Below are 19,550 nucleotides of genomic sequence, written 5' to 3'. Positions count from 1 at the left end.
AGTTATTTATTCAAAATCGGGGTAAAGTAAATATTTCTGACGCATTTTTTTGTATTGCGTTAAAGCTGGCTGCCAGGTAGCCCGTATTTGGGCTTCGGGTTTACCGGCAATTATTTGTTCTTTTAGTTGCGTGTTGCCGGCCAGGCTGGTAAAAAAGTTGTTAAAGAAATTAGCCTGGTTTGTAGAGTTCTGGTAAAAATCAATCAGGTAGGTAAGCGAAAATTTACCCAGCCCATCTTTAGGCGTGAGTTTGTAGCCATAACAAACCTGGTTTAAATGGGGCGGTTTGGTAGCGCCCGGCATAGACTTAGGCGTAAAAGAATAATTCTTTTTGGTATAAAACGGGCTGCCAATTACCTGAAATGGGGTTTCGGTGCCGCGCCCCACACTTACGTTGGTACCTTCAAATAAACAAATAGACGGATATACCTGTACGGCTAAATCGTTGGGTAAATTGGGCGAGGGTTTTACCGGCAGCGAATACCGGGTTTTGTGGGTATAATTTTTTACCGGAATAACTGTAAGCCGGCAGGTGCGTTGGTTCGGAAGCCACTTTTCGCCGTTAATCATTTGGGCCAGTTCGCCTACGGTTAAACCGTGTACTATCGGAATGGGGTGCATGCCCACAAAAGACTTATATTTCAGATCCAGCACCGGGCCATCTACGTAATAGCCGTTGGGGTTGGGCCTGTCCAGTATCAGCACCGCTTTATTATTTTCGGCGGCGGCTTCCATTACGTAGTGCATGGTGCTAATGTAGGTATAAAACCGGGTGCCTACATCCTGGATATCAAACAAAAGCACATCTACGTTTTGGAGTTGGGCCGCCGATGGTTTTTTGTTAGCGCCGTACAGCGAAAAAATAGGTAAGCCGGTTTTGGCGTCCTGCGCATTGGTAATGTGGGCACCGGCATCGGCCTCGCCTCTAAAACCGTGTTCGGGTGCGTATATTAAAGCAATATTTACGCCGACCGCCAGGAGGGTATCTACCAGGTGCTTAGTGCCCACCACAGAAGTTTGATTTACTACCAGCGCTACGCGTTTGCCTTTTAAAAGCGGTAAATATTTATTGATTTGCTCGGCCCCAGTTTGCACGGCCGGAGCCAGGATTACCGGGGTTGGAGTATAATTATAGCTTACCGGGGCGGCACTTGGCAGTTGCAGATAAGGTATATTTAAACACTTCTGGCCCCAAAGCAGTAAAGATAAACCTAAGTATAGGAGTGGCTGTATCATGCGGTAAAATTAGAAAATTAAATTCAGGCACCTATATTTGTTATTAAAGAAGCCCTTGTGAATATAGCAAAATATATTTCTAACAGAATTACCGACGGCGGACCGCAATCGTTTACGAACTCGGTTACCAAAATTGCCATTATTAGCATTGCCATTGGTCTGGCCATTATGATTGTTTCCTTTGCCATTCTGGAAGGTTTCCGAAATCAGATTCAAAGTAAAATATTCAGTTTTGCGGCCCACATGCAGGTGCGTAAGTACGATACGAATAACTCTTTTGAAGGTAATCCGATTAGTACCCTGGCCGTTGAAAAAGATTTAAAAAATATACCGGATATACAAAAATACCAACCATACGCGCTTAAAACGGCTATTGCCAAAGCCGGCGACGAGGTGCTGGGTTTAATTATTAAAGGCATTGACGCGCATTACGATTTGGAACCCATGCGTAAAAACCTGGTGCAGGGCAATGCACTTAAGTTTAACGATTCGGCGGCTTCCGATGAAATAATGGTTAGTCAGCAAATAGCCGATAAGCTTAAATTAAATATCGGCGATAAAGCTACTTTTTATTTTATACAGAACCCGCCCCGCGCCCGGCGATTTACCATTGCGGGCATTTATAAAACCGGCCTCGAAGAATTTGACCAGGCTTATGTTATTGCCGATTTGCAACACATCCGGGATTTAAACCGCTGGGGCGACACGCTGGCGGGTGGCTACGAAATTGTGCTAAAAGATTTTACCAAAATAGATACGGTGGCCAACGTGGTTTTTGATAAAATGGATTACGATCTGCAGTTGCAAAAAATTACCGACCAGTACGCCCAATTATTTGACTGGATGAAATTGCTGAAAAAGAATGTGATCATATTTCTGGTGCTGATTGTTTTTGTAGCAACGTTTAACATGATTTCAACGGTGTTTATCATGATTTTGGAGCGCACCAACATGATTGGCCTTTTAAAAGCCTTGGGTGCCACCGACCCTCAAATCCGGGAAATATTCTTTTTCCGGGGTTTAAGCCTTACCCTAAAAGGACTGTTCTGGGGCAATGTAATTGCTTTGTCTTTTTGTTACCTCCAGGATAAATTTAAAATCATACCGCTCGACCCCGAGAACTATTACATGGACACGGTGCCTATTTACTGGAACTTTGGCGTAATTGTGTTGCTCAATGCCATTACGCTTATTCTTACCATGCTCTCCATTATAATCCCAACCCTGATGATTACCCGCATTAAACCCGTAACCGCTATTAAGTTTGATTAGAAGTTAGGCGTTATATGGGCGATGTTCGGAGTACATAGGTGATTGGTTCTGGATATGTTAATCAAAAAAATCCTCCAGCTAAAGCAGGAGGCAATGCAATCTCTATTTATTCAGTAACATTGCATTGCCAGCTTAAAAGAAATCAGTTTGCAGAGATAAGCTTATGCAATCCAGTATAGAGCACAATATTTGCTTTTGCCTAAGTCTTACTTCTTCGCTCTAGCCCGCAAATGCACTATTAAAGCCGCCGTAGAAAAGAAGAGGCCAATAAAAACCACGCCCGGCCAGCGCCAGTAATGCCAGGCCTGGCTGGCACTGTAGGTACCTAAAGCGCCGCCCATAAAATAGGTAACCATGTACACGGTGTTCAACCGATTACGGGCCTCGGGCCGGATAGAGAATATTAAGGTTTGGTTGGCAATGTGGGTGGCCTGTACGCCCATATCCATTAAAATTACGCCCAGTACCAAAGCCACCATACTGGTACTAAACACCCCAAACATAATGTAGGATAGGATAATTAAAATAATACTGAAGGTGGTAATTTGCTGCGGGTTGCCTTTGTCGCTGAGGCGACCCATGTAAGAAGCGGCCAGTGCCCCAAAAGCCCCAATCAAACCAAAGGCTCCGGCAACCTCCGGTCCGGCATTAAAAGGTGGCTCGCGCAGCAAAAAAACCAACGTAGTCCAGAAAGCGCCAAAGCACGCGTAACACAAGGCCCCTCTTAAGGCGGCCAGACGCAGCAGGGGCTCTTCGCGGGCCAGATGCGTGAGCGAAACCATTAATTCTTTGTAAGTACCTTTGTAGGTAGGATTAACCTCGGGCAATAATAAATACAACACCAGCCAAAGCACACCCATTAAACCTGCGGCAATAATAAACATGGCCCGCCAACCCAGGTAAGCCCCAATTATGCCGCTAACCGTGCGCGATAGTAAAATACCGATGAGCAAACCACTCATAACAAACCCCACGGTACGGCCCCGGGTTTCGGGTTTGGCCAGGTGCGCCGCCATAGGAATAAGCAATTGTGGTATAACCGAGGTAGCACCAATAAAAAAGCTGGCCACCATCAGAAAGTGAATATTAGGCGACCAGGCGGCCAGCAACAAGGCCAGAATAATAAGCGCGAAATCATTTAAAATTAATTTTTTTCGCCGGAACATATCGCCGAGCGGAATAATTAAAAGCATGCCCAAAGCATAGCCAATTTGGGTGAGCATGGCAATAATACCGGCCTGGCTTTCGGGTACCCCAAACGTTTGCGAAATGGCACCCAGCAAGGGTTGGTTGTAATATAAGTTGGCTACTACTAAACCCGTAGCAATTGCCATTACCCATAAATTTAACCGGGTTAACTCGGGAGGGGTATTGGCCACTGTTTGGTTATGCATATAAATAGAAAAGCTTTATAAACGATGTTTAAAATCAGGGGCAAATTACAGCTAATACTGTATAAGCCGATAGTATAAAATATTGGCTGCGCCGCTTTGCCCTAGCCCATACGTAAGCTTCGGCCTAAATGCCTTTATTTTCTATCTCTAAGCCTAACTTTTTATTTTTATACAGGTATCTTTTGAAAGAATTTCCGGTAAAAAAGGGAGAATATTACGGGTATCTCAACCTAAATATTTTCTACAGATAATGAATATCTGACACCAAGAAGAAACGCATCTGAACGCTAGAATATCATTTTATTCGCCAATATAGGTTCGTATTTCAGTTTTGAGCAGAGTTTGGCGCCATTGGTGGTGTTATCACCGCCAATCTTTTAGCTAGATCTGACTACCTGCTGGTGAAAACACCATAACCTTTAGGCGAAGCTACTAATACTGACGCAAGTTTAGCGAAGCGTAACTTGTGCCAGCATATAAAGGTCAGCTACAAACTGGTGCGAGCAGACGTGAATTATTCTAAAATATTCTTTAACCTAGCTACTACGGTAAAAATACACAGCAAGAATAATGGTTTCAGCCAGCTTATAAAATACAAAACAGCTTAGTAGTTATAAATTTAACCTAAACAAAAAGTATAAAGCAAAAAAGAAGCGCCCTAGCTACAGCGCTTCAGAAATTACCTGTACATAAATAAAAGCAAGCTCTTTGTTGAAGAACACGTAAATGCTACTTTAAAATGTGTGTACTTAATAATTGGTAAACAGAATTAATATTATCGTCTTTCTTAAAGTCTTTCCGAATGGGTTCCGTTTGGCCGGTTATCCAAATTTTTAGTTCGGCATCTAAATCCAGCAGGCCGGCGCTTTCTTTCGAAAAACGGGTAATAGATTTGTAAGGAATAGATAAATATTCGGCTTTGTTGCCGGTTAAACCTTGCTTATCTACCAGTATAAGCCTTTTATTGGTAAATACGAGCATATCCCGCACAACCCGGAAAGCTTTTTCTAATTGTTCGCCGGGCGCCAGCACCGCACCAAACTCTTGCTGCAGTTTTTGGATTGATATTTCGGAAGCGTGGCCCATTAAGCCATCTAATAATCCCATTGCTTTCGTAGTTTATAATATTAATGACTAAAAAAGAGCCCGGTTTAGCATAGTAAATAAACCCGGCTCTGCTTAAATATTTAATTATCCGAAGGAGCCAAACCTATATTTTCCATATTATTTAACTCATCGGTGTTCTCCTCCATTAATTCTTTCAGGGCCGTGTCGGTGTCGTTATTTACCAGCAGCGCAAAAAAGGTAGGGGCATGGGTTTGGGCTGAGTCGTAAGCCAAATTGGCATTTACTACTTTCCAGCCATCTTGGGCCATTTGGTTTAATCCAATTTCAAATGCCTCGGCCGAATCTACTTTTAGAACCTTGTATTTTTTCATGGTAACTAGTTACGCAATTGCTTAGAAATAGGTGGAATAATTTATAGCCGTAAACGTAGAAATATTGCTAAAACCTGAACAACACCAGGTGCTGTATTTTGCCGTATAAATTGGTAAGCTCTAATATATTCTGGGTAGGTATTGCCCAGGAGTATTGCTGGGTAGTATTGTATCGTGTAGAACTTAATTACGTAATTATGGCGCTGATAAAAACAAGGTAAAAAAGAAAATAACCAAACAGTTTAAAAAAATCCTGAAAAGGCACGGCCGGGAAATTGCGCTGGGTTTGGTAACCGCTTTGCTAACCAGCCTGGTAGAAGACCAGAAATCTAAAAAGAAAAAGAAGAAAAAATAATTTAATGACTTAAAACTTCTTAAGATGGTTGGTGCTGAACCCCAACATAAAACAGACCCGCTAAACCAAATTTTTAAAGTAATAAACTACGGCCAAACCATTATAAAAAATATATTTGCCGCGGCACAAACGGCTGCTCCCCATTAAACTTTTATTGAGCCCGTTGCCAAGCCTGGCATTTTTAATGGCTACAGAACTAACGGCTATATAACCTTAATAAAGTTTTAAGCGTAAATATTCCTGGATAGACAAAGCAAAAACGGCCTGGCAATTGCGTCAGGCCGTTTTGCTTTTTACAGGCTTTAGCTCGGCAACTAATCTGGTTTAAAAAAAATCTACTTAAGGGCATGCGTATTCCTTTCGAAACATTAAAACAAGAATTACAGCGGGTATTGATAAAATTAGGGTATTCGCCGGAAAGGGCTAGCCTGAGTGCCCGCCTTTTTGCCGAAACAGATCGCGATGGCGTTTACTCGCACGGCCTCAATCGTTTTCCGCGTTTAGTTGAATATATTCAGAAAGGCTACGTAAAGCCAAGTGCCGAGCCAAGCCTGAAAAATAAATTAGGCTGTTTTGAAGCTTGGGATGGACAGCAAGGCCCTGGCAATATAAACGCGTACCAGGCCATGGCCAGGGCTATTGAATTAGCACAAAATAATGGCCTCGGGGCCGTAGCCTTAGGCAATACCAACCATTGGTTGCGCGGGGGCTCTTACGGCTGGCAAGCGGCCGATGCGGGTTGCATTGGTATCTGTTTTACCAACACCATTGCCAATGTACCGCCTTGGGGCGGCAAAACACCGGCATTGGGCAATAATCCGTTTATTATGGCTGTACCACAAACCAATGGGCAGCACGTTGTTTTAGATATGGCTTTAAGCCAGTTTTCTTATGGTAAATTGCAAGCTTACGCCCAATCGGGTAAAGAGCTACCGGTACCGGGCGGTTATAATACTAACGACGATTTGACCCAAAATGCCGCGGCTATTCAAGAATCGGAGCGGGCCTTGCCCATTGGTTTCTGGAAAGGAGCCGGGTTTAGCCTGCTCCTGGATCTGGTAGCAGCCACCCTTGCTGGTGGGCGTACTACCGCTGCTATTACAGGTATGGCGGATGAATTTGGCGTGTCGCAGGTGTTTATGTGTTTCCATCTGGCCCAAATTCAGGAACCGGCATTTACCGATGCTATTGTACAGCAAGCTTTAGCTTTTATCCGGGCCAGTTCGCCGGTTAATTCCGCAACCGATATTTTGTATCCGGGCGAGCGGGTATGGCAAACCCGCACCGAAAATATGCAAAAGGGCATACCAGTTAACCCCGAAATTTGGGAGCAAGTTAGAAGCCTATAAACAACAATATACGGATAGCACCAGCAGGATTATTTTCCTTGATTTTAATACGGATGATTAGGCTTTGATTATTTTAAACCGTTTAGATTCTAGCTTTTTGTAATTTCTCTTTGCTCAATATTTAATTTTTAGTTGCTTACTCTTAGCTACCCTTAATATTTATACAGATAAGTAAAGAGATGATATTATGTTAGAACTTTATTGTTATTAGTTTCTGATAATTGACTTCTGCTAAATTTATTACTTTATACCCAATACTTATAACTGGCTACTTGCCTTTTAAGAATTATGATTAGGCACCGGCGATAACTGGTTTACCATCATGGCAGTAGTCGGGAAGTTAGGTTGAGCAAATTTGCGGATTCCTGGTAATTTGGGTAGAGCTGGGCCATTCATTTTTTCAATTGCTATTCTTGAGTCGGTCCAACTACTAAAATGAGTAGTGTTGCTTATTTTAATTAGTTGGTACGCTTCAAACTCCGTAGTTCCTATGCCGGGTACCTGGCGCGGGGCAAAAACTTTACTTGCTAATTTTTCCAAACTCAACTTAACCGGTGCCAATATCTGTGCAAGCGTTTCTATAAAACTAAAAGGCGTTTCCGGAACCATACTTTGCACTGCTTTTATCTGCGTTAAATCGGGCCGTTTGTTTAAGAGGTAATATTTTTTTAAAAGATAATTCAGTCGCAGTAAGAAATTATAGTTCAAACCGCCCGGAGAAAAAATATCAGCAATGCCTAAAATTTTGGCTTTTTGGGCCAGTAAGCTATTTACCTTAGGCGCAATTAAAATAATAGGTATTTTCTGCTTAATCGGATCCTGGTTCCACAACTGAATAAATTCAAAAGCATCGCAATTAATATCCAGTATTAAAGCTTCTGCCGGGTGGCCGCTTTTCAGGTATTGGTACAAGTCCTGGCCATTGTTAAAAGTAACCAGGTTTAAATGAGGGTTAGCTTTTAAGGCCGGAATGGTTGCTTGCAAATTTTCGTGCAAATAATAAACGGTACCGGCTGGTTTATTTTTAGAAGCAGTTTTCATGGGTGTTGCGGATTATAAATGGCAGAACGACGAAGAATTGTTTTTACACGGGCTTTCACTTCGCCCGGATTAAATGGCTTTACCACATAATCATCGGCTCCTAATTCCAGGCATTTAATCCGGTCGGTACTGCTGTCTGCTCCCGAAAGAATAAGGATGGGCAGGTTCTTAAAATGATGGCTGGCCCGCAGCGATTTTATAATGTCAAAACCATTAAAGTTGGGCAGGTTTAACTCCGAAATAATTAAATCGGCATAATTATCTTCTTCCAGCCATTCTATGGCCTCATGCGCATCGCGTTTGGCAACAATGTTAAAATCATTTTTTAAGAAATGAGCCAATATCATTTGCACACTGATATCGTCTTCTATAATAAGTAGAGTTTTATGCATATTTGAATAGCTAGGTTTATAAGTAAAATTAAATTTTAAACTAAGAAATCAGGTTGGTGACAAATACTTGGGCCTGCGGTAATTTAATATTTAATGAGCTGGCTTTCTGCTGTTGTATTATAATGCTAATTAAGCAGTTATAATATCATATTCCAAATACCGGAAAATAATTTTTTATATTTTTCTAATATTGTTGTAAAGAGGATAGTTTATCTTGTTTAGGTTAAATTTATTAGGTCTGCCGCTATGTTTGCACTAAGTAATAATTTGATTTTTTAGTACTTAACCAGGTAAAAAGCCGGTATATAGCTTAAATTTAATGTATAATTGGTAATATTGTAAGGGTGTAAATATTGCTTAATATACCTGATGAATTCTGAGTTTATCTTGTGGAGGTAGGTTGATGAATTGGATTGTAGATTTTAACCTGTAGATTTAATTGTAAAAAATGAAGAGTTAGAATGTGGTGGTTAATAAATTAAGGGAGCAGCTACGGAAAATGAATATTTCTTTAATACCAGTTTAAGCACAATTACTAGCAGAAACTTTGCTGTATATTGCAATAAATTTAAAGTTTTGCCTTTTCTGGTTGAATTAGAAACAGCTTAGAATAATTAAATTATAAATCTGTTAAAATAAGTATCCTTGTGTACCCGGCAAAAAGTTAGGGTAAATAATCATAACTTAAAATGTAAAATAAAAGGTTGGGCTCTTAATTTGAGCGGGAGTTTATAGATTGGAAAAAATCAGAATCAATTTTTAGCAAAAAAGCGCTTTGGCAACGTTGCCGGAATAAATAAGTTGATTTTTTGTTGAGTACTTGCGTTACAATCTTTTTATTTATGGTCAGAAAAGTAATGCACCTTTTTACCTACTTAAAAATATATGCTCAAGAACTTAGCTTCCGCTACTTTGCCCGGTCTGGCTTTATGCCTCCTTATCTCATGTTCTGCCAAAAAAAATTCTGCGACTTCCGAGAATGAAGCTGCTTCTGGTACCGCTGGTGCCACCGACAAAAGCATTAAATTAATTACGTTGGATCCCGGCCACTTTCATTCGGCGTTGGTACAAAAAACCATGTACAGCCAGGTAGATCCGGTGGTACACGTGTATGCGCCAGCCGGCGAAGATGTGCAGGAACACCTGAAAAAAATTGAAGCGTACAATTCCCGTTCTGATGACCCAACCAAGTGGCAGGAGCAGGTTTACACCGGTCCCGATTACCTGCAAAAAATGCTGCAGGAGAAAAAAGGCAATATGGTAGTAATGGCTGGCAACAATGCCCGTAAAACCGAATACATAAAGGCAGCCGTTGATGCTGGTTTTAATGTGCTCGCCGATAAACCAATGGCGATAAATGCCGGTAACTTTGCCACTTTAAAAGAAGCTTTTGCATCGGCCGAAAAAAATAATGTGCTGCTCTATGATATCATGACGGAGCGTTATGAAATAACCACTTTGTTGCAGCGGGAGTTTTCTCAGTTGCCCGATATCTTTGGCCAATTACAAAAAGGGACGGCCAGCGAGCCGGCTATTACGAAAGAAAGTGTGCACCACTTCTTTAAATACGTTTCTGGTAGCCCCATTAAGCGACCGTCTTGGTTTTTTGATGCTACCCAACAAGGTGAAGGTATTGTGGATGTTACTACCCACCTGGTAGATTTGGTACAATGGGAATGTTTCCCGGAGCAAGTAATAGATTACGAAAAAGATGTAAATATTACGTCGGCGCGCCGTTGGAAAACCTTATTAAAGCCCAGCGAATTTAAAAAAGTAACCCAACTGGCTACTTACCCGGATTATCTTAAAAACAACGTAGAAAAAGACAGCTTACTGGGCGTATTTGCCAACGGCGAAATAAATTATAGCTTAAAAGGCACCCACGCCAAAGTTTCGGTTATTTGGAATTTTCAGGCCCCGGAAGGCGCTGGCGATACCCATTATTCAATTATGAAGGGTACCAAAGCCAACCTGGTTATCCGGCAGGGCAAAGAACAAAACTACAAACCCCAATTGTACATTGAACCCGTTAAAGGCACTGATTTAAAAGCCTTTGAAACAGCTTTAAAAGCTGCTTTAGCCAAAGTACAAGCCAAATACGCCGGCATTGAAGTAGAGAAAATAAATAATGGCTGGCAAGTGCAAGTTCCGGAGAAATACCACAATGGGCACGAAGCGCATTTTGGCCAGGTTACCGAAAAATACCTGAGCTATTTAGCTGATGGCAAGTTACCAGCCTGGGAAGTACCCAATATGCTGGCAAAATATTATACCACTACCCGCGCCCTGGAAGTGGCTACGCAGGCTAAGTAAAACCGGAAAAAGGTTAAAAAATTGCCACTTAAAAACCTCCTAAAAAAGAAAGGCCTCGCAATTTGCGAGGCCTTTCTTTTTTAGGGTATAACCAACATTCAGAACTAAATTAAAAATCAATCAGCATTTTTCAAACGAAAATAAGCTAACTACTAATAACTAACTACTAATAACTAACTACTAATAGCTGCTTAAATATATTGATTGATAATATTTTCCAAGAGTTCTTGTTTGCCACTAATTTGTTGCGGTTCACCGTTCCGAATGGCAATTTCCCGCAGGTCTTCGAAAGACAATTTTCCTTGTTCAAAAGCCTGTCCATCGCCGCTGTCGAAGGAAGCGTAGCGGTTTTCCCGGATTTTGCGGTAATCCGATTTTTCAAGAATGTCCTGGGCAATAATTAAGGCCCGCGCAAAAGTATCCATGCCCCCAATATGCGCAATAAATAAATCTTCTAAATCGGTGGAGTTGCGCCGTAACTTGGCGTCAAAGTTTACTCCGCCCGTAGCTAAACCACCGGCTTCCAGGAAAATCAGCATGGCTTCGGTTAGTTCGTATAAATCAACCGGAAACTGGTCGGTATCCCAGCCATTCTGGTAGTCGCCGCGGTTAGCATCCATAGAACCTAACATACCGGCATCGGCCGCAATTTGCATTTCGTGCGCAAAAGTATGGTTGGCCAAAGTAGCATGATTCGTTTCCAGGTTTAATTTAAAATCTTTATCTAAACCAAACTGGCGCAAAAAGCCAATTACCGTAGCCGCATCAAAATCGTATTGGTGCTTGGTGGGTTCCATAGGTTTGGGCTCAATCAGGAAAGTACCGGTAAAGCCGGCTTTGCGGCCGTAATCGCGGGCCATCGCCAGGAATCGTCCCATGTGTTCCAGTTCGCGTTTGGTGTTAGTATTTAACAAGGTCATGTAACCTTCGCGGCCACCCCAGAAAACATAATTTTGACCGCCTAAAGCAATGGTTGTGTCAATAGCCGATTTTACCTGCGCGGCCGCATACGCCAGAACGTTAAAATCTGGGTTGGTAGCGGCGCCGTTCATGTAGCGCGGGTGCGAGAAAAGGTTGGCGGTTCCCCAAAGCAGTTGTATACCCGATTCCTGCTGTTTTTGCTTGGCATAGTCTACCATAGTTTGCAGGTTCTTTTCCGATTCGGCAATATTTTTACCTTCTTCAACCACGTCGAAATCGTGGAAGCAATAATAGCCGGCACCTAGTTTAGAGGTAAATTCAAAGGCCGCATCCATTTTTTCTTTGGCGCAGGTAATGGCATCGGAACTGGTTGCCCACGGAAACTGGCGGGTACCCGGACCAAACGGATCGCCGCCGGTACCGGTAAAAGAATGCCAGTAAGCTACCGAAAACCGGAAATGATCTTTCAGGGTTTTGCCGGCTACTACCCGGTTCTCGTCATAATATTTAAAGGCTAAAGGATTTTTAGATTCACGGCCTTCAAAAGCAATCTTGTTAATATTAGGGAAATAAGTTTTATTTCCGGTTACTACGTTTATCGACATATTTTCTGGATTTGGGTTTATACTATTAATGGTGGTTAAAAACTGTTAAATTTCTTTGGTTAGGCGCAGTTGGTTCTCCAGGAGCCGGCACCAATTCTGGTAAATATTTTCGTAGTGGGCTTGTTGTTGGGTATCGGGGGCAATGGTACGGGTGCAGCTAAGGCCCACAAAAGAGCTCGCCGGGTCGGGGTAAATACCGGCACCAACGCCGGCGCCGCGGGCGGCCCCTTGCGAGCCGTCGGTATTATATAATTCTACGGTAGTATTGGTAACGGTGGCAAAAGTTTGGGCAAATAAAGGGCTTAAAAACATGTTGGCATCGCCGGCTTTAACGGTTTCAGCCTGAATCCCAATTTTATTCATAATCTCAAAACCGTAGCGCAAGGCAAAAATAATACCTTCCTGCGCAGCCCGCGCCAAATGCCCTTTGGTATGCGTAGTAAGCGATAAACCGCTAATTACCGCTCCGGTTTGTCTGTTTGCCAAAATTCTTTCAGCGCCATTACCAAACGGTAATATAAGTAAACCGTCGGCTCCGGCCGGCGCCTGGCTGGCAATGTCATTTATTTCGGGGTAGGAGTACTGGTACTTATATTTATTGGAGGTAAATAGATTTTTGCGCAGCCAGGAGTTTAAAATGCCCGTGCCGTTTACAATCATTAGGGTACCGGTAATTGGGTTTTGCTCGGTAGCATTTACGTGCAGAAAAGAATTTACCCTAGATTGCGGATCGTAGGTAATTTTATTGTTGATGCCGTAAATTACGCCCGAGGTGCCTGCCGTAGCCGCTATTTCGCCGGGGTTTAAAACATTAAGCGAGTAAGCATTATTGGGTTGGTCGCCGGCCCGGTAGCCAATTACAGTACCTGGGCTTAAACCCAAAGTAGCCGCCGCTGCCGGCGAAACTTCGGCCTGAAAACCAAAAGTAGGAACTACTTCCGGAATAAAATCAGCGTTAATACCGTAATAATCGAGCAGTTCGAAAGCCGGCCGGTTTTCTTTAAAATTCCATAAAATACCTTCTGATAAACCCGAAGCCGTAGTTTGAATTTTTCCGGATAATTTCATGGCGATAAAATCGCCGGGCAGCATAAATTTACTAATCTGGCTAAATATGTCGGGCTCATTTTCTTTTACCCACTTAAGCTTAGATGCCGTAAAGTTGGCCGGGGAGTTCAAAAAATTTGCCAGGCAAGTTTCTTCGCCCATTTCTTTAAAAGCTTGGTTGCCAATCTCCACGGCCCGGCTGTCGCACCAAATAATGGAGGGCCGTAATACCTGTTGGTTTTTATCTACCACCACCAAACCATGCATTTGGTAAGCAATGCCAATGGCTTTTATATCCTGCGCGTTTATTTTACTCTGGCTTAAAACCTGGCGGGTGGTTTCGATGGTATATTGCCACCAAAGTTCCGGGTCCTGTTCGGCCCAGCCTTCGTTTTTAACCAGCATTTCCATTTCGGTGGTGGGTGCAAAAGCAGAAGCAATCGCTTTGCCGTTGGCGGCATCCAGCAAGGTAGCTTTTACCGAAGAACTGCCAATATCATAACCAAGTAAGTACATAGGATAGGGCTTATTGTATTATTTACAATATTAAAAGATTTAAATTACTTCTACAAATTTTAAATTTAAGATTACAGAACAATAGCTAAACTTTTCGGTTTAGATTTTATTTTTAAAAAGTAATGACTTACATGGCGCTTTAAACCATTAATATTTAGTGTTATGTTAACCAAATGGCCATAGTTTAATTACCTGTGTTGGTTTAGCACTAGCTGTTTAAACTTCATATTGTTGCTAACTCTGGTCTGAATATTAAAATATTAGCCAATGAATATTAGTATCTGAATGTCAATTGTTTGTGGCAGTAGTTGTTCTTAATTTGCTAATTGTGGTATATTACTTAAACTTTGCTATGAATATTTTTTTCTAATTTAGAATTTTACTTTTCTGTACCCGGATTATTTTTTCTTTATATATAAAGGATTAACGGCTTTAGCCGAGACATTTTTAAAATACAGAAACAATAATTAAAAGGGTATTAAAGTGGTTACTTAAACCGCACTTAAATAAATTGTATGGATTATCGCCCCGAAGATATATTACCTTACATTTCTACGGACAATATTATATTTGGATTAAACCACGGCAAACTACACGTGTTGCTGATTAAGCGGGCCATTGAGCCCAAAGCCGGCATGTGGGGTTTACCTGGTGGCTTTATTTTAAAGCAAGAAGACCTGGATATGTCGGCGCGGCGCACGCTGGAGAACATGACCGGCATGACCAACGTGTATATGGAGCAGGTTTATACCTTTGGTGCGGTAAACCGGTTCCCAGATAACCGGGTAGTAACGGTAGCCTATTACGCGCTCCTGAACTACACCCTAGATAACCTGAAAGCAGGGCCCGATGCGACAGATATTCATTGGTTCCCGATTGCCGAAGTACCCGAACTGGTTTTCGACCACCAACATATTCTGGATACTACGCTGGCATTTTTGCGAGCCAAAGTGCGTACTGAGCCCATTGGGTTTGAGCTATTACCGGCCAAATTTACCCTTACGCAACTCCAGGTTTTGTACGAAGCCGTGCTGGGTACCACCTTCGATACCCGCAACTTCCGGAAAAAATTGCTTAAAATGAATTTGCTGCTGCCGCTCGACGAAACCCAGACCGGGGTAGCGCACCGGGCGGCCCGCCTCTATAGTTTTAATAAAGAAACATACCATAAACTTAAAGATAAAGGTTTTACCTTTGAACTATAAACAAAGCATACTATTTACTTACTTCCCGGTCTATGAAAATATTGGTAGTAGAAGATGAACCTAAAGTATCGTCTTTTATAAAAAAAGGTTTGGAAGAACAGGCCTATGATGTTGATGTAGCTTATGATGGATTTTTCGGTAAGAAACTGGCCCTGGAAAACGAATACGATCTAATTATTCTGGACGTAATATTACCCCAGCAAAACGGTCTGGAAGTATGCCGGGCAATTCGGTTACACAAACCCGCCGTAGCCATTCTGATGTTAACCGCTTTGGGCAGCACCGACGATAAAATCCTAGGCTTAGATTCGGGCGCCGACGATTACCTGGTTAAGCCTTTTGTGTTTAAAGAACTTTTGGCCCGCATACGGGCGCTTACCCGGCGGGCTTACGAGGCTCCTAACAACGAAATTCTTAAAATTGCCGATCTGGAACTAAATTTATCTAAAAAAACGGTTACCCGATCTACTGTGCCTATAAACCTGACTGCCCGGGAATTTGCCTTGTTGCATTACTTAATGCGTAACAAAGAACGGGTGGTATCGCGGGTAGATATTATTGAGCAGGTGTGGGAAACATCGTTTGATACCGGTAGCAACGTTATAGATGTGTACATCAATTTTCTGCGGAAAAAAATAGATAAGGATTTTAATCCCAAACTCATTCACACGTTGGTAGGTATGGGTTATGTGCTGAAGGAGGCGTAGTAAAACATGAAAATCCGGACCCGGCTCACCTTGCAGTTTGCTATTATTTTTGCTATAATATTAATATTATTCTGCTTAACGGTATATTTCTATACTGCCATTACCCGCAGCTTTTCTTTTCATGATAGTCTGGCTAACCGGGCCAACGTGGTAGCCCACGTTTATTTAGATGCCGATAAAGTAAGCGAAGCCAACTATCGCCTGATTTTACGCAAATATTACCAAACCTTGCCCTACGAAATAGTGCAGGTGTATAACTGGCAAGGCGAAGTGGTTTTCCGGGAAGGAGATGGTACTTTTACTACCAACCCCAATATTATTAATAATATTAAGGAAAACCACCTGGTTAAGTGGCAAGAAGGCCAGCGGCAATTTACCGGCCTTACTTATAAAGATGTAAAAGGCGATTACGTGGTTATTGCCTCCTCTATTGATGAAGTTACCATTGAAAAGTTAAAGGACCTGCGCCTGATATTAATTACCGGCTTTATAGGTTCTATGGTTATTGTAATAATTTGCGGGTGGGTTTTTGCGAAACAAGCCCTGCGGCCTATTTTAAAAGTAGTAGCTGAGGTAGAGAAAATAAGTGCTTCGGATTTGCACCGGCGGTTAAGCCAGGCCGATGGTAAAGACGAAGTTTCGCACCTGGCACTTACTTTTAACAACATGCTCGACCGGCTGGAAAGCGCTTTCGACATGCAAAATACGTTTGTCTCGAATGCCTCGCACGAACTCCGCACCCCGCTTACCGCCATGATCGGCGAATTAGAAGTAGCCCTGATGAAACCCCGCGATGCGGCCGAATACGAGCGGGTGTTGCTTTCCATGCTCGACGAAGCCCGTTTATTAACCCGGCTTTCGAACGGAATGCTGCAAATAGCCCAGGCCAGTTTCGATATTTCAAAAATAAAGCTTACGCCCATCCGCTTAGACGAAATTATTTTTCAGGCTGGCGACGAAATAAAAAAACGCCAACCAAGCTATAATATTGAGATTAATTTTGAGAAACTTCCCGACGATGAACGCCGGCTTATCTGCAGCGGCAACGAATCTTTGTTGCTGATTGCTTTACTGAATATTTTTGAAAATGCCTGCAAATTTTCGGTAAATAGCCGTACAGTTTCCGCCCTTATAGCAGTATCTAACCGCGAAATAAAACTGCAGGTAAAGGACAAAGGCGTTGGCATTTCTTCGGCCGATTTAAAAAATGTATTTGTGCCGTTCTGGCGCTCCGATAATGTGCGCGATATTTCCGGCCACGGAATTGGATTGCCGCTGGCCCAGAAAATCATAAAACTGCACAAAGGCTCTATCGATATTTATTCGGAGTTAAATATTGGCACCCAGGTAACCATTGTTATTCCCAGCCTTTATTATGATATTTTAATCTGATTTTAATATCCCTTTAATATCAGTTTAATTACCACACTATAGTTTTGTTAAAAGTGTAGTATAAGGCACTATTGTTTCAGGACTATATTATGGATAATACAAAGCAAAATTCAATTTTTAAGCATCTAAATAAAGACTTACCTGCCGGGTTAGTTGTTTTTCTGGTAGCCCTTCCGCTCTGTTTGGGTATATCACTGGCTTCGGGCGCTCCCTTATTTTCAGGTATTATTACTGGTATTGTGGGCGGAGTGGTTGTATCGTGGTTAAGTGGATCTTCGCTAAGCGTAAGTGGTCCGGCAGCGGGTTTAACGGTAATTGTAATAAATGGTATTGAGCAGTTAGGTTCTTTCGAAACCTTTTTGCTGGCTGGTTTAATTGCCGGGGTTTTACAAATTATATTAGGTTTTGCAAAAGCCGGAATTATAGGCCTTTACTTCCCTTCGTCGGTAATTAAAGGTATGCTGGCAGCCATTGGTCTAATTCTTATTTTAAAGCAAATACCTCATTTTTTAGGTGCCGATGAAGATTTCTTTGGCGAAATGAGCTTTTTCCAGGCGGATGGACGCACCACTATAACCGAACTGGGTTTTGCTTTTGAGCATATTCAGGTTGGAGCCCTAATTATAGGTTTAGTTTCTTTAGCTATTCTTATTCTTTGGGATACTAAAATGTTTCAACGGATTTCCTTTTTTAAGTTGGTACCGGGGGCTTTAGTAGCGGTAGTATTATCGGTGTTTCTTAATTATCTTTTAAAAGCTATCGATCCGGCATTATTTGTTGCCAAGTCTCACATGGTAAACTTACCATTAATAGATTCTACGAGCAGCTTGGTTAACGAATTACGTTTCCCGGATTTTTCGCAGTTAGGTAACCCCAGTGTGTACATAGTTGCCTTTACCATTGCCATTATAGCTAGTTTAGAATCTTTATTAAGTGTAGAAGCCGTAGATAAATTAGATCCGCACAAACGCAATACTCCGCCTAACCGCGAATTAAAAGCCCAGGGGGTAGGTAATATTTTGGCTTCTATTATTGGCGGTATTCCCATGACGGCTGTAATTGTAAGAAGTTCGGCCAATATCAATGCCGGTGGTCGAACTAAAATGTCGAGCTTTATACACGGTATGTTTTTACTCTTAAGTGTGTTTTTCCTGGCCGAATATATTAACCAGGTTCCTTTATCGGCTTTGGCAGCGGTATTACTTATGGTAGGTTTTAAATTAACGAAACCAGCCTTGTACAAAGCGCAGTTTAAATTGGGAAGCGAACAGTTTATTCCGTTTATTGTTACCATTGTAGCTATATTATTTACCGATTTATTAAAAGGAATTTGCGTAGGTTTGGCTATTGGTGTCTTTTACATTCTTAAAGCCAATTACAAATCGCCTTACTTCTTTCATAAAGAAGAGCACCACAACAATGATATCATCCGGATTCAGTTAAGCGAAAATGTAACTTTCCTGAATAAGGCCAGCATTATGCTCACCCTCGATCATCTGCCCGAAAACAGCGAGGTAATTATTGATGGCTCTAAATCCACGTTTATTGATTACGATGTGTTAGAAGCTATTCAGAATTTCCGGGTACAGGCAAGAGACAAAAACATAAAACTACAGATGGTAGATATTCCGGAAGTAGCCTCTGTTTCGGCCCATTAATTTTTTAATTGACCGTTAAAAGCACATGAATAGAATATTTGAAGGTAACCGGCGCTGGATAGCCGAAAAGCTGGCTCAGGATAAAGATTATTTTAAAAAGCTGGCTATGGGCCAGCAACCAGAATTTTTATTTATTGGTTGCTCCGATAGCCGGGTACCGGCCAACGAAATTACCGGGTTAACTTCGGGTAATATTTTTGTGCACCGCAATATTGCCAACCTGGTGGTACATATCGATATTAACATGCTTTCGGTGGTGCAATATGCTGTAGAAGTATTAAAGGTAAAGCACATAATTGTGTGCGGCCATTACGGTTGCGGCGGCGTTATGGCGGCCATGAGCGATAAACAATTTGGCCTGATAGATAACTGGCTTACAAATATTAAAGATGTAATGCGCCTGCACGAATTAGAGTTTCTGCGGATAAAAGACGAGAAAAGTAAAGCCCGGCGCCTGGTTGAGTTAAATGTGATTGAACAGGTGCGTAACCTGGCCAAGACTTCTATAATTCAAAATGCTTTACAATCAGATAACCCACCGCAGTTACACGGTTTGGTATACGATTTAGAAGAAGGTTTACTAAAAGACTTAAACTGGCGCGAAGATGATATAAAGCGGTTTGAGCATATTTACGGCATAACTGCCGTAACCCGCCCCGAGAACGGCGAAGAAGTACCGCCCGCGGTGGCAGCCCATTAAAACATTAA

The 19,550-nt window shown here is 42.1% G+C and carries 16 protein-coding genes; 8 read left to right on the top strand and 8 right to left on the bottom strand.

Annotation, left to right across the window (positions count from 1 at the left end):
- Nucleotides 1-6 precede the first annotated feature (6 nt).
- The gene (locus ACO1R6_RS23520; protein ID WP_486267967.1) at nucleotides 7-1,236 is read right to left on the bottom strand and encodes an exo-beta-N-acetylmuramidase NamZ family protein; all 1,230 of its coding nucleotides are present in this window, start codon (nucleotides 1,234-1,236) and stop codon (nucleotides 7-9) included.
- 57 nt (nucleotides 1,237-1,293) lie between these two features.
- On the opposite strand from ACO1R6_RS23520, the gene ACO1R6_RS23515 reads away from it, so the two are divergent.
- Nucleotides 1,294-2,508 (top strand): ABC transporter permease, encoded by a 1,215-nt coding sequence (locus tag ACO1R6_RS23515; RefSeq protein ID WP_486267965.1) that lies wholly within the window; start codon nucleotides 1,294-1,296, stop codon nucleotides 2,506-2,508.
- A 206-nt stretch (nucleotides 2,509-2,714) separates the two neighbouring features.
- Here ACO1R6_RS23515 and ACO1R6_RS23510 read toward each other — a convergent pair whose 3' ends face one another.
- From ACO1R6_RS23510 to ACO1R6_RS23500, 3 genes are all read right to left on the bottom strand, one after another.
- On the bottom strand, nucleotides 2,715-3,902 hold the full coding sequence (locus ACO1R6_RS23510; protein ID WP_486267942.1) for an MFS transporter: 1,188 nt from the start codon (nucleotides 3,900-3,902) through the stop codon (nucleotides 2,715-2,717).
- 729 nt (nucleotides 3,903-4,631) lie between these two features.
- Complete coding sequence (locus ACO1R6_RS23505; RefSeq protein WP_486267933.1) at nucleotides 4,632-5,009, bottom strand: PH domain-containing protein; 378 nt, start codon at nucleotides 5,007-5,009, stop codon at nucleotides 4,632-4,634.
- Nucleotides 5,010-5,089: 80 nt separating this feature from the next.
- Complete coding sequence (locus ACO1R6_RS23500; protein ID WP_486267931.1) at nucleotides 5,090-5,341, bottom strand: hypothetical protein; 252 nt, start codon at nucleotides 5,339-5,341, stop codon at nucleotides 5,090-5,092.
- 702 nt (nucleotides 5,342-6,043) lie between these two features.
- On the opposite strand from ACO1R6_RS23500, the gene yiaK reads away from it, so the two are divergent.
- The gene (gene yiaK, locus ACO1R6_RS23495; protein ID WP_486267929.1) at nucleotides 6,044-7,045 is read left to right on the top strand and encodes a 3-dehydro-L-gulonate 2-dehydrogenase; all 1,002 of its coding nucleotides are present in this window, start codon (nucleotides 6,044-6,046) and stop codon (nucleotides 7,043-7,045) included.
- 279 nt (nucleotides 7,046-7,324) lie between these two features.
- Here the strand turns inward: yiaK and ACO1R6_RS23490 are convergent, their stop codons facing one another.
- Both ACO1R6_RS23490 and ACO1R6_RS23485 read right to left on the bottom strand, forming a co-directional pair.
- Complete coding sequence (locus tag ACO1R6_RS23490; RefSeq protein WP_486267927.1) at nucleotides 7,325-8,086, bottom strand: hypothetical protein; 762 nt, start codon at nucleotides 8,084-8,086, stop codon at nucleotides 7,325-7,327.
- Nucleotides 8,083-8,478 carry a response regulator transcription factor gene (locus ACO1R6_RS23485; protein ID WP_486267925.1) on the bottom strand — a complete coding sequence of 132 codons (396 nt, stop codon included), beginning with the start codon at nucleotides 8,476-8,478 and terminating at the stop codon, nucleotides 8,083-8,085. The genes ACO1R6_RS23490 and ACO1R6_RS23485 overlap by 4 nt, the downstream gene beginning before the upstream one ends.
- 885 nt (nucleotides 8,479-9,363) lie before the next feature.
- Here ACO1R6_RS23485 and ACO1R6_RS23480 point away from each other — a divergent pair.
- Nucleotides 9,364-10,791, top strand: coding sequence for a putative oxidoreductase C-terminal domain-containing protein (locus ACO1R6_RS23480; RefSeq protein ID WP_486267923.1), 1,428 nt, complete (start codon nucleotides 9,364-9,366; stop codon nucleotides 10,789-10,791).
- 191 nt (nucleotides 10,792-10,982) lie between these two features.
- Here ACO1R6_RS23480 and xylA read toward each other — a convergent pair whose 3' ends face one another.
- Together xylA and ACO1R6_RS23470 are read right to left on the bottom strand one after the other, a co-directional pair.
- Nucleotides 10,983-12,317 carry a xylose isomerase gene (xylA, locus tag ACO1R6_RS23475; RefSeq protein WP_486267921.1) on the bottom strand — a complete coding sequence of 445 codons (1,335 nt, stop codon included), beginning with the start codon at nucleotides 12,315-12,317 and terminating at the stop codon, nucleotides 10,983-10,985.
- A gap of 45 nt (nucleotides 12,318-12,362) precedes the next feature.
- Complete coding sequence (locus ACO1R6_RS23470; protein WP_486267919.1) at nucleotides 12,363-13,880, bottom strand: xylulokinase; 1,518 nt, start codon at nucleotides 13,878-13,880, stop codon at nucleotides 12,363-12,365.
- A gap of 515 nt (nucleotides 13,881-14,395) precedes the next feature.
- Between ACO1R6_RS23470 and ACO1R6_RS23465 the strand changes: the two genes are divergently transcribed.
- The 5 genes from ACO1R6_RS23465 to ACO1R6_RS23445 all read left to right on the top strand — a co-directional run bounded on the left by ACO1R6_RS23465 (nucleotide 14,396) and on the right by ACO1R6_RS23445 (nucleotide 19,542).
- Nucleotides 14,396-15,085 (top strand): NUDIX hydrolase, encoded by a 690-nt coding sequence (locus ACO1R6_RS23465; RefSeq protein ID WP_486267917.1) that lies wholly within the window; start codon nucleotides 14,396-14,398, stop codon nucleotides 15,083-15,085.
- Nucleotides 15,086-15,117: 32 nt separating this feature from the next.
- Entirely contained in the window at nucleotides 15,118-15,792 is a 675-nt protein-coding gene (locus ACO1R6_RS23460; RefSeq protein ID WP_486267915.1) for a response regulator, read from the top strand.
- Between the two features lie 6 nt (nucleotides 15,793-15,798).
- Nucleotides 15,799-17,184, top strand: a complete 1,386-nt coding sequence (locus tag ACO1R6_RS23455; RefSeq protein ID WP_486267913.1) for a sensor histidine kinase — start codon at nucleotides 15,799-15,801, stop codon at nucleotides 17,182-17,184.
- An 89-nt stretch (nucleotides 17,185-17,273) separates the two neighbouring features.
- Nucleotides 17,274-18,842: a SulP family inorganic anion transporter gene (locus ACO1R6_RS23450; protein ID WP_486267911.1), complete on the top strand. Its 1,569-nt coding sequence runs from the start codon at nucleotides 17,274-17,276 to the stop codon at nucleotides 18,840-18,842.
- Nucleotides 18,843-18,867: 25 nt separating this feature from the next.
- Complete coding sequence (locus tag ACO1R6_RS23445) at nucleotides 18,868-19,542, top strand: carbonic anhydrase (protein ID WP_486267909.1); 675 nt, start codon at nucleotides 18,868-18,870, stop codon at nucleotides 19,540-19,542.
- Nucleotides 19,543-19,550 lie beyond the last annotated feature (8 nt).

The organism is Adhaeribacter sp. (genome assembly GCF_057359045.1).
The sequence above is the reverse complement of the archived record's forward strand: the minus strand, read 5'-3'. Positions and strand labels throughout refer to the sequence as shown.

Bases quoted from the DNA above. Each gene is read 5' to 3' on its own strand.
- ACO1R6_RS23510 (WP_486267942.1), bottom strand. From the start codon at position 3,902: ATGCATAACCAAACAGTGGCCAATACCCCTCCCGAGTTAACCCGGTTA.
- ACO1R6_RS23490 (WP_486267927.1), bottom strand. From the start codon at position 8,086: ATGAAAACTGCTTCTAAAAATAAACCAGCCGGTACCGTTTATTATTTG.
- ACO1R6_RS23520 (WP_486267967.1), bottom strand. From the start codon at position 1,236: ATGATACAGCCACTCCTATACTTAGGTTTATCTTTACTGCTTTGGGGC.
- ACO1R6_RS23455 (WP_486267913.1), top strand. From the start codon at position 15,799: ATGAAAATCCGGACCCGGCTCACCTTGCAGTTTGCTATTATTTTTGCT.
- ACO1R6_RS23465 (WP_486267917.1), top strand. From the start codon at position 14,396: ATGGATTATCGCCCCGAAGATATATTACCTTACATTTCTACGGACAAT.
- ACO1R6_RS23485 (WP_486267925.1), bottom strand. From the start codon at position 8,478: ATGCATAAAACTCTACTTATTATAGAAGACGATATCAGTGTGCAAATG.
- ACO1R6_RS23445 (WP_486267909.1), top strand. From the start codon at position 18,868: ATGAATAGAATATTTGAAGGTAACCGGCGCTGGATAGCCGAAAAGCTG.
- ACO1R6_RS23480 (WP_486267923.1), top strand. From the start codon at position 9,364: ATGCTCAAGAACTTAGCTTCCGCTACTTTGCCCGGTCTGGCTTTATGC.
- ACO1R6_RS23505 (WP_486267933.1), bottom strand. From the start codon at position 5,009: ATGGGATTATTAGATGGCTTAATGGGCCACGCTTCCGAAATATCAATC.
- ACO1R6_RS23500 (WP_486267931.1), bottom strand. From the start codon at position 5,341: ATGAAAAAATACAAGGTTCTAAAAGTAGATTCGGCCGAGGCATTTGAA.
- ACO1R6_RS23460 (WP_486267915.1), top strand. From the start codon at position 15,118: ATGAAAATATTGGTAGTAGAAGATGAACCTAAAGTATCGTCTTTTATA.
- ACO1R6_RS23470 (WP_486267919.1), bottom strand. From the start codon at position 13,880: ATGTACTTACTTGGTTATGATATTGGCAGTTCTTCGGTAAAAGCTACC.
- xylA (WP_486267921.1), bottom strand. From the start codon at position 12,317: ATGTCGATAAACGTAGTAACCGGAAATAAAACTTATTTCCCTAATATT.
- ACO1R6_RS23450 (WP_486267911.1), top strand. From the start codon at position 17,274: ATGGATAATACAAAGCAAAATTCAATTTTTAAGCATCTAAATAAAGAC.
- yiaK (WP_486267929.1), top strand. From the start codon at position 6,044: ATGCGTATTCCTTTCGAAACATTAAAACAAGAATTACAGCGGGTATTG.